Consider the following 10002-nt stretch of genomic DNA (forward strand, 5'->3'; position numbering starts at 1 on the left):
TCGAGCTGACCCGCTGTGCCAGAGAGATGGGGGCCGATGCGGCACTGCTGGTGGCGCCCTATTACAACAAGCCGACCCAGGAAGGGCTGTATCAGCACTACAGGGCCGTGGCCGAGGCCGTGGCTCTGCCGCAGATTCTCTACAACGTGCCCGGACGTACCGCCTGCGACATTCTGCCGGAAACCGTCGGGCGGCTGGCGCAGATTCCCAACATCATCGGCATCAAGGAGGCCACTGGTGATCTGTCCCGAGTGCCGGAGATCCTGCGCAGGGTGGAAAGTGACTTCATGCTCTACACTGGCGATGACGGCACGGCCATCGACTTCATTCTGGCTGGCGGGCATGGCGGCATTTCCGTCACGGCCAATGTGGCGCCGAAGGCGGTACATGAAGCCTACATGGCGGCGCTGGACGGCAATGAGCTGGTGGCGCGGGAGATCGACAACACGCTGCGTGACCTGCATGGCGCGCTGTTTGTCGAATCCAATCCCATTCCGGTCAAATGGGCGCTGCATGAGATGGGGCTGATCGGCGAGGCGATCCGTCTGCCGCTGACGCCGTTGAGCCGGGAGCACCACGCCACCGTGCGAGCCGCCATGGAAAAGGCGGGCGTGCTATGACAAAAACCGGAATGCGTCCTCTTGCGCTGGCCCTGCTGGCCGGCGGCGTGCTGTCTCTTGGGGGTTGCAGCTCCTTCTCCAAGGCGTTCAACTGGGGAGACAGCGTCTGGGGCGGCAAGAACTACCGTGCCCAGGAAGAGCGGCTGGCCGAATCGCTGGAGGTGCCGCCCACGCTCGTGCGCCCGCAGCAGCAGGACAGCCTCGGGCTGCTCAGCGGCAAAGAGGCGGGCATGCTGCAGGACGGCCACCTCAAAAGCGATGTGGCGCAGCTGAGCAAGTCGGATATTCCCGCCTACCGCGCCAAGGGCGTGGCGGTGAAGGCGACCCTGTGCGAGCGCTGGCTTGCACTGGGCGATGTGGATGCCAATGCCGTCTGGCAGGGCGTGCAGAAGTTCCTCAAGACCCTCGGTTACCCCATCAGCGAGGCCAACCGGGCCACGGGCATCATCCGCACCGGCTATGTGGCGCGCAAGGAGATCGTGCCGCTGGAGGATGTGAGCCCGCTGACCCGCCTGTTCAATTCCTGGCGTCCGGAGACCGCCGAAGGGGCGCTGGATCGTTTCGTGGTGCATGTGACCGTCGATGGCCACACTCACAGGGCGCAGATCCGCTTCCATCACCACCAGGTCTTCCAGACGAATGATGGCGACATCACCGTTTCGCGCGTGCGACCCTATGACCCTGTCAAGGAACTGGAGATGCTCTATCAGGCGGCCATCTTCTTCGGCGCGGCCAAGGAGCAGGCGCTGAAGCAGGTGAAGGTGAGCGTCCATACGGTCGAAATCGTGCAGGGACGAGAGCTGGACGGTCTGGTGCTGCATGCGCCCATGAGCGAATCTTGGGCCTATCTGCAGTCGATGATCTGGCGCGCGGACTGGAAAGTGGAGAAGGTGGTGCCCGAGCGCCACGAGATGGTGCTCGACATCGGCCGCATGGAACGTGAGCAGAAGAAAGGCTTCTGGAGCAGTCTGGCGTTCTGGCGCAGAAGCGACCTGCCCGAAAAGGTCATTCTCCGTCTGAAGGCGACCGACAAGCCGGACGAGACGCTGCTGACGGTGCATGCACCGGAGGGTGCCTCACCGTTGAATGCGGAGGACCGCCGCAGGCTGTTCGCCAAACTGGGGCTGCTGGGACAGTAGGCCGGCAGCCGGCTTTTTCGAGATCGAGATCAAGCCCTTCAACGGGCTTGATTTGTTTGAAAGGAGTGCAGAATGCAGGTGATCTGGGGTGAAGCGGCGCTGACGGATTTTCGCCGCCGCAAACTGCAGGAGAAGCTGGCGCAGGTCAGCGGCATCACGGGCGTGGAGGCCCGCTACGTCTATTTTGTGGACAATCCACCCCATGACGACCGGGGACAGGCCGTGCTGCACCAGTTGCTCAACGGGCAGGCGCAGCCGCTGCCGGAGCCGGAAGCGGTGCATCTGATCGTCATTCCCCGCTTCGGCACCATCTCGCCCTGGGCCAGCAAGGCGACTGACATTGCCCATACCTGTGGCCTGAGCGGCATTGCCCGCATTGAGCGAGGCGTGGCCTGGCGCTTTGAGGGGGACTGGACACGGGATGCCGTGGCGCCGCATATTCATGACCGCATGATGCAGACCCTTATCGAGAATGTCCACGATGCCGAACAACTGTTCGAGGTGCACGAGCCTCGCCCGCTGGAAACGGTGGATGTGCTTGAGGGCGGGCGCACGGCGCTGGAGGCGGCCAATGTCACCATGGGGCTGGCCCTGAGTGAGGATGAGATCGACTATCTGCTCGACAACTACCTGGCACTGGGGCGCAACCCCACCGATGCCGAGCTGATGATGTTCGCCCAGGCCAACTCGGAGCACTGCCGTCACAAGATCTTCAACGCCAGCTGGACCATTGATGGGGAAGATAAGCCGTACACCCTGTTCGGCATGATCCGCAACACCTACCAGAATCACCGCGAAGGCATTCTGTCCGCCTATTCTGACAATGCCGCCGTGCTGGAAGGTTTCGAGGCCGCCCGCTTCTTCCCCCATCCCGATGACCGCGTCTACCGTGCCAGCAGGGAGCCGGTGCATATCCAGATCAAGGTGGAGACCCACAACCATCCCACCGCCATCTCGCCCTGGCCGGGGGCGGCCACCGGCTCCGGTGGTGAGATCCGCGATGAGGGTGCCACCGGGCGTGGCGCCAAGCCCAAGGCGGGACTGACTGGTTTCACTGTCTCCAACCTGAACATTCCCGGGCTGCGCCAGCCGTGGGAGCACGACTATGGCAAGCCTGCGCGCATCGCCTCGGCGCTGGAGATCATGATCGACGGCCCGTTGGGGGCGGCAGCCTACAACAACGAATTCGGCCGCCCGGCCATCTGCGGTTACTTCCGCACCTATGAAGTGCCCTTCATGACCCATGAAGGGGAGGAAATGCGCGGCTATCACAAGCCGGTGATGCTGGCCGGTGGCCTGGGCAACATCCGAGCGCAGCACGTGCACAAGGACACCATTCCCGCAGGCGCCAAGCTGGTGGTGTTGGGCGGGCCGGCCATGCTCATCGGCCTGGGTGGGGGTGCCGCTTCGTCCGTGGACAGCGGTGCCGGCAGTGAGGATCTGGATTTCGCCTCCGTCCAGCGGGACAACCCGGAAATGGAACGCCGGGCCCAGGAGGTGATCGACCGCTGCTGCTGGCTGGGCGAGGACAATCCCATCGCGTCCATCCATGATGTGGGTGCAGGGGGGCTGTCCAACGCCTTTCCCGAGCTGGTCAATGATGCGGGCAAGGGGGGCGCCTTCGAGCTGCGGGATATTCCCTGTGACGAGCCGGGCATGTCGCCGATGGAGATCTGGTGCAACGAATCCCAGGAGCGCTATGTCATTGCCCTCTATCCCGATCGGGTAGATACCTTCATCGAGATCTGCAGGCGAGAGCGCTGCCCCTGGGCCATCGTGGGCGAGGCGACGGTGGATCAGCGCCTGAAGGTGCATGACCGCTATTTCGACAACAATCCGGTGGACCTGCCCCTCAATGTGCTGCTGGGCAAACCGCCGCGCATGCACCGGAACGTGACCTCCCGGAATCTGCCGCAGGCGGGCTTTGAGAGCGAGATCCTGCCCCTGGGCGAGGTGGCCGAGCGTCTGTTGCAACTGCCCACCATCGCCGACAAGACTTTCCTGATCACCATTGGCGACCGCACCATCACCGGCATGGTAGCCCGGGATCAGATGGTGGGGCCGTGGCAGGTGCCAGTGGCCGACTGCGGCGTGACCCTCACGGATTATGAGCACTATACCGGCGAGGCCATGAGCATGGGCGAGCGCCCGGCGGTGGCGCTGGTCAACCCCAAGGCATCCGCTCGGCTGGCCATTGCCGAGGCCATTACCAATATCGCGGCCGCGCGCATTGGCAGATTGAGTGACATCAAGCTCTCCGCCAACTGGATGGCGGCTGCCGGGCATCCGGGCGAGGATGCCAAGCTGTATGAGGCGGTGGAAGCAGTCGGCATGGAACTGTGTCCGGCGCTGGATCTGACCGTGCCGGTGGGCAAGGACTCCCTTTCCATGCGCACGGTGTGGGAGGAAAACGGTGAGCAGAAGGCTGTCACCGCACCGGTAACGCTGGTCATTTCGGCCTTCGCGCCCGTGCAGGATGCGCGCCGCACACTGACGCCGCAGCTGCGCACCGATCGAGGAGACAGCCGGCTGCTGCTGATCGATCTTGGCCGTGGGCAGCATCGTCTGGGCGGGAGCTGTCTGGCGCAGGTGTACAACCAGGTGGGTGATATCACCGCCGATCTGGACAGGCCCGAAGACCTCAAGGGACTGTTCGATGCCGTGCAGGCGCTCAATGACGCTGATCTGGTCTGGGCCTACCATGACCGCTCCGACGGCGGACTGCTGGTGACGCTGGCGGAAATGGCCTTCGCCGGGCGTTGTGGCTTCGATATTGAACTCTCACCCCTGGGCAACCGTCCCGTCGCTGCCCTGTGCGCCGAAGAGCCGGGCGCCGTGCTGCAGGTGCCGGCAGACCGTGTCAAGGAGGTGGAGGCGGTGCTGCACGACCATGGTCTGGCCGATTGCAGCCACTGGCTGGGCAGTGTGCACGAGGATGCACGGCTGATCTTCCGCATGGACGGGCAGATCTGGCATGAGGCCGACCGCGGTGACTGGTACCGCCTGTGGACGCGCACTACTTTCGCCATGCAGAAGCTGCGTGACAACGCCGAGGTGGTGGCGCAGGCCGAAGCGCTGCTGGATGCGCCTGATGAGGTCTCGGCGCTCAGGGCCGAAACCAGCTTCGATGTGGAGGAAAATGTAGCCGCCCCCTACATCAACACCGGTGCGAGGCCGAAGGTGGCCATTCTGCGCGAGCAGGGGGTCAACGGCCAGCAGGAGATGGCCGCCGCCTTCACCCTGGCCGGCTTCGATGCGGTGGATGTGCACATGGAGGATGTGCTGCGCGACGGGCTGCGCTTCGACGATTTCAAGGGGCTGGTGGCCTGTGGCGGCTTCTCCTACGGCGATGTGCTGGGCGCCGGGCGGGGCTGGGCTAGTTCCATCCTGCACAATCCGCAGGCACGGGAGGCGTTCGAGCAGTTCTTTCACCGTGAAGACACCTTCGCCTTGGGAGTCTGCAACGGCTGCCAGATGCTCTCCAATCTCAAGGATCTGATCCCGGGGGCGGAGCACTGGCCTCGATTCGTGCGCAATGCCTCGGAACAGTTCGAGGCGCGCCTGTCACTGGTGGCGGTGACCGATTCGCCCTCCATCCTGTTGGACGGCATGGCGGGCTCCATCATTCCGGTGGCGGTGGCCCACGGTGAGGGGCGGGTGAAGTTTGCCAACGAAGCCGATGCGCAGGCAGCAGCACTGGCACTGCGCTACGTGGATGGCACCGGTGCGCCCACCGAAACATATCCGCTCAACCCCAACGGCTCCGCCGGCGGTATGACCGGCTTCACCACCACCGACGGGCGGGTGACCATCATGATGCCGCACCCGGAACGGGTGTTCCGCGCCGTGCAGCACAGCTGGAAGCCGGATCACTGGCAGGAGCGGGCGCCGTGGCGTCGTCTGTTTGAAAACGCGCGCCGCTGGGTGGGATGAGCTCCATGCGTTTATGGTTGCATAAGAAAAAATGATTAACCTGATGCGGGCAGGTGATTAGACACGCCTGCGCGCAGTGGGTATGATTTACAGGATTGATATCGGATTTACCCTTAACTACATCATTGAAGGAGCCCTCAATGTCTCTGAACCGTCGTGAATTCATGCATGTGATGGGAATCGCCGCGGCTGCCGGCATGCTGCCGGGTGCCGCCAAGGCCATGTCCGGCAAGGGAGGTCAGGCCTCTCTGGACAGCATGGAAGCGGTCTACAACCTGCCCATGAAGGGCAAGGTGCGCATCCTGCACATCACCGACACGCATGCTCAGCTCAAGCCCATCTACTTCCGTGAGCCAAACGTGAACCTGGGCGTGGGCGAGTGGGAAGGCAAGCTGCCGCACGTGGTGGGCCATCACTTCCTCAAGCGACTGGGCATCAAGGAGGGCACGCCGCTGGCACACGCCTTTACTTTCCTCAACTTCCAGGAAGCGGCCGAACTGTATGGCAAGGTGGGCGGCTTCGCGCACCTGAAGACGCTGCTGGACCGTCTGCGCGAGCAGGCCGGCGGCAAGGAAAACACCATCACCATGGACGGCGGTGACCTGTGGCACGGTTCCGCAACCGCGCTGTGGACCCGTGGCCAGGACATGGTTGAAGCCTCCAACCTGATCGGTCTGGACATCATGACCGGTCACTGGGAGTTCACCTATACCGAAGAAGAGGTTCTGCGCAACCTGAGCAAGTTCAAGGGCGAGTTCCTGGCACAGAACATCCGCATCAAGGAAGACGCGCTGTTCGGTGACGCCTATCCGGAAATGGCGCAGAAGTATGGCGTCGGTCTCTACAGCGAGGACGAGGCGCGTCCGTTCAAGCCCTACACCGTGAAGGTGGTCAACGGTGAGCGCATCGCCATCATCGGTCAGGCGTTCCCGCGTACCGCCAACGCCAACCCGCGCGCCAACTTCCCGGACTGGTCCTTCGGTCTGCGTGAAGACGAGCTGCGTGATCTGGTGGCCCAGATCCAGGAGAAGGAGAAGCCGGCGGCGATCATCATGATCTCCCACAACGGCATGGACGTGGACCACAAGATGGCCAGCCGCGTACCGGGCATCGACGCCATCTTCGGCGGTCACACGCACGACGGTATTCCCACCACCATCAACGTCAAGCGTCCGGACGGCGGCATCTGCTATGTCACTAACGCTGGCTCCCAGGGCAAGTTTGTCGGCGTGATGGACCTGGACATCAAGAACGGCAAGCTGATGGGCGTGGACTATCACCTGCTGCCGGTGTTCTCCAACATCCTGCCGGCGGACAAGGAGGTGGAAGCCTTCCTGACCAAGCTGTACAGCACAAAGTACGACAAGAACATCATCGAGTCCCGCAATCCCGAGTACTACTACAACAAGGATCGTCTGGGCAAGACTTACGGCGAGATCCTGGCCGAAGATCTGGGTACTGCGCCGCAGGTGCTGTATCGCCGCGGCAACTTCATCGGTACCTGGGACCAGATCTGCGTCAACGCGCTGCGTGAGGAGCACGACACCCAGATCGCCCTGTCTGCAGGCGTGCGCTGGGGGACTTCCCTGCTGGCGGGCGACAAGATCACCATGGAGCGCGTCATGGACCAGACATCCATGACCTATGGTGAGACCTATCGCTCCGAAATGTCCGGCGCGCAGATCAAGGACATGCTGGAAGGTATCGCCGAAAACCTGTTCCAGAAGGATCCCTACCTGCAGTCCGGTGGCGACATGGTGCGTGTCGGCGGTCTGGACTACACCATCGAGCCGGGCGCCGAGTTCGGCAAGCGCATCAGCAACATCGTGCTGGACGACGGCACGGTGGTCGAGCCCAACAAGAAGTATACCGTGGCCGGTTGGGCCCAGGTGGACACCGTGGGCGAAGGCCGCCTGATGTGGGACGTGGTCGCCGACTACCTGCGCCGCCACAAGGGCGATCTGGACAAGCAGCTGGAGAAGGTCAACCGTCCGGTGCTCAAGGGTGTGAAAGGCAACCCGGGCATCGAGGACTACGAAGGCAAGATGATCTGATCATCCTGAACCTTCCGACCACAGTAAAGCCCGACCTTGTGTCGGGCTTTTTTGTGGCGTGGCGGATTTTTCACTCTGGCGGGTGCAATGCCGTCAGGCTGTGGAGATAATGATGCGTCTGACTGAACAGCAAAGGAGCGCGTATGGCGCAGCCGATTGAACTGAAAGGCTCGGTCATGTCCTTTACCGTGCTGCGGGTGCACAGCTCGGACATTGAGGCGGTCAAGTCTGCTCTGGGGAAGAAAGTTGAGCAGGCGCCCGGCTTCTTTCAGCAGGTGCCGGTGGTCATTGAGCCACGGGTGGCGCCGCTGCCACCGACTTTTCTGGCGTTGCTGGTGGAACATCTGTTGCAGCAGGGAATGATTCCCATCGGTCTGCGCAGCGAGGACGAGCAGGTGCGTCAGCAGGCGGAGATCGCCGGTCTGGCCATCTTTGCCCCGGAACGCCAGCGTGGCCGCGAGCGCAGGGAGAGCCGTGATGCGTCCACGAGTCAGGAGACAGCCACCGCCATGGTTGTCAGCCAGTCGATCCGCTCAGGTCAGCAGGTATATGCGAAAGGACGGGACCTGGTGGTGCTCGGCAGCGTCAATCCGGGTGCGGAAGTCTATGCCGACGGGCATGTGCACATCTATGGTGCGCTCGAGGGCAAGGCCTTTGCCGGCGCGCGTGGGGAGCGTGGTGCGCAGATCTTTGTGCAGACGATGGATCCGGAGCTGGTGTGCATCGCCGGCCTCTATCAGCTGGCCGATGACCTGCCGCCGGAATTTTCGGGCAAGGCCTGCCGCATCTGGCTGGAAGGCGAGCAGCTGCGTTTCGCTGCGTTATAATGCGCAACAATTTGAACTGACTGAATGAATCGGGAGAAGTATCCGTGACCAAGGTCGTTACCGTCACATCCGGCAAGGGAGGCGTGGGCAAGACCACCACCAGCGCCAGTTTTTCAGCCGGTCTGGCCGAGCGGGGCCACAAGACTGTCGTCATCGACTTTGACGTGGGGCTGCGCAACCTGGACTTGATCATGGGGTGCGAGCGCCGCGTGGTGTATGACTTCGTCAATGTGGTGCAGGGCGAGGCAAGCCTTAAGCAGGCACTGATCCGCGACAAGCATGACGACAATCTGTATATCCTTGCGGCATCCCAGACCCGCGACAAGGACGCGCTCACCAAGGAAGGCGTCGGCCGGGTGATCGACGAACTCAAGGAGATGGGGTTCGAGTACATCGTATGCGACTCGCCGGCCGGTATCGAGAAGGGAGCCCAGCTGGCGCTCTACTACGCGGATGAGGCCCTGGTGGTGACCAATCCGGAGGTGTCCTCCGTGCGCGACTCCGACCGCATTCTGGGCATTCTGCAGTCCAAATCGAAGAAGGCGGAAGAGGGCGGCAGCGTCAAGGAGCATCTGGTGCTGACCCGTTACAACCCGGAACGGGTCGAAGCGGGCGAGATGATGGCCTGGAACGACATTGTCGAGCTGCTGGGTGTGGAGCTGCTGGGTGCCGTGCCCGAATCCGAGGATGTGCTCAACGCCTCCAACGCCGGCATGCCGGTCATCCGCGAGAAGGGCTCTGATGCAGCGGCGGCCTATGAGGATATCGTGGCCCGCTTCCTGGGGGAGGAGCGGCCGCAGCGGTTCCTGACGGTGGAGAAGAAGGGCCTGTTGAAGAAGCTGTTTGGGAAGTGACCATGAGCATACTGGACTATCTGACCGGTCGGCGCAGGAAAAACAGCGCCCAGCAGGCCAAGGAGCGGCTGCAGATGGTGCTGGTGCACGAGGGTGCCCGCCGCCGTGGACCGGACTTTCTGCCGCAGATGCGTGAAGAGATCCTGCAGGTGATCTCCAAGTATGTGGAAATCGATCAGGAACAGCTGCAGATCCATCTGGATCGCAGCGACGGCTATGAAGTGCTGGAGCTGAATGTGGTCATTCCGGAAAAGCGTGACTGAACGGCCGCTTTGCTGACGCATGAAGAAACCGCCTGCGGGCGGTTTTTTCGTTTCGGGATGAGAGCGTCCCGGAACGGTGAGTAGGCAGCCGCCCGCTTTTGTGCGCCGTTTTCGGGGAGCGGCAAAGGAGTGCGGCTTATGGCTGCACCCGGTTGATGACGACCAGGGTGCCAAACAGCGGGTGGTCGATATAGTGCCATTCGCCGGATTTCAGCTTGCGATGAGCCGTCTGATGGAAGGTCCAGAATTCGGGCAGCTGCTCCAGCGGGACACGCTCATGGGCGGCAAAGGCTTCACGCACGGCCTTGGGAA

General features: G+C 62.6%; 8 protein-coding genes. 7 read left to right on the top strand and 1 reads right to left on the bottom strand.

The features are described 5' to 3' along the window. The 7 genes from dapA to minE form a co-directional block, all read left to right on the top strand. Window positions 1-620 (top strand): 4-hydroxy-tetrahydrodipicolinate synthase (dapA, locus tag F8K16_RS07015; protein WP_294948648.1); only part of this gene is annotated, 620 nt, incomplete at its 5' end. Continuing rightward, a complete protein-coding gene (gene bamC, locus F8K16_RS07020) occupies window positions 617-1759 on the top strand; it encodes an outer membrane protein assembly factor BamC (protein WP_294948650.1) in 1143 nt (380 codons plus the stop codon). The genes dapA and bamC, both read left to right, overlap by 4 nt. Window positions 1760-1831: 72 nt before the next feature. Continuing rightward, a complete protein-coding gene (purL, locus tag F8K16_RS07025; protein WP_294948652.1) occupies window positions 1832-5692 on the top strand; it encodes a phosphoribosylformylglycinamidine synthase in 3861 nt (1286 codons plus the stop codon). Between the two features lie 140 nt (window positions 5693-5832). Beyond that, entirely contained in the window at window positions 5833-7746 is a 1914-nt protein-coding gene (locus F8K16_RS07030) for a 5'-nucleotidase C-terminal domain-containing protein (protein WP_294948655.1), read from the top strand. Between the two features lie 143 nt (window positions 7747-7889). After that, complete coding sequence (gene minC, locus F8K16_RS07035) at window positions 7890-8573, top strand: septum site-determining protein MinC (protein WP_294948657.1); 684 nt, start codon at window positions 7890-7892, stop codon at window positions 8571-8573. Window positions 8574-8617: 44 nt separating this feature from the next. After that, window positions 8618-9427: a septum site-determining protein MinD gene (gene minD, locus F8K16_RS07040; protein ID WP_294948659.1), complete on the top strand. Its 810-nt coding sequence runs from the start codon at window positions 8618-8620 to the stop codon at window positions 9425-9427. Window positions 9428-9429: 2 nt separating this feature from the next. Beyond that, the gene (gene minE / locus F8K16_RS07045) at window positions 9430-9690 is read left to right on the top strand and encodes a cell division topological specificity factor MinE (protein WP_294948661.1); all 261 of its coding nucleotides are present in this window, start codon (window positions 9430-9432) and stop codon (window positions 9688-9690) included. Between the two features lie 136 nt (window positions 9691-9826). On the opposite strand, the gene F8K16_RS09280 is transcribed toward minE, so the two are convergent. Then, window positions 9827-9991 carry a CsiV family protein gene (locus tag F8K16_RS09280; RefSeq protein WP_367122865.1) on the bottom strand — a complete coding sequence of 55 codons (165 nt, stop codon included), beginning with the start codon at window positions 9989-9991 and terminating at the stop codon, window positions 9827-9829. Between the last annotated feature and the right edge of the window lie 11 nt (window positions 9992-10002).

It is taken from the genome of Sulfurivirga sp. (assembly GCF_015490265.1).
Lineage (GTDB): Bacteria > Pseudomonadota > Gammaproteobacteria > Thiomicrospirales > Thiomicrospiraceae > Sulfurivirga.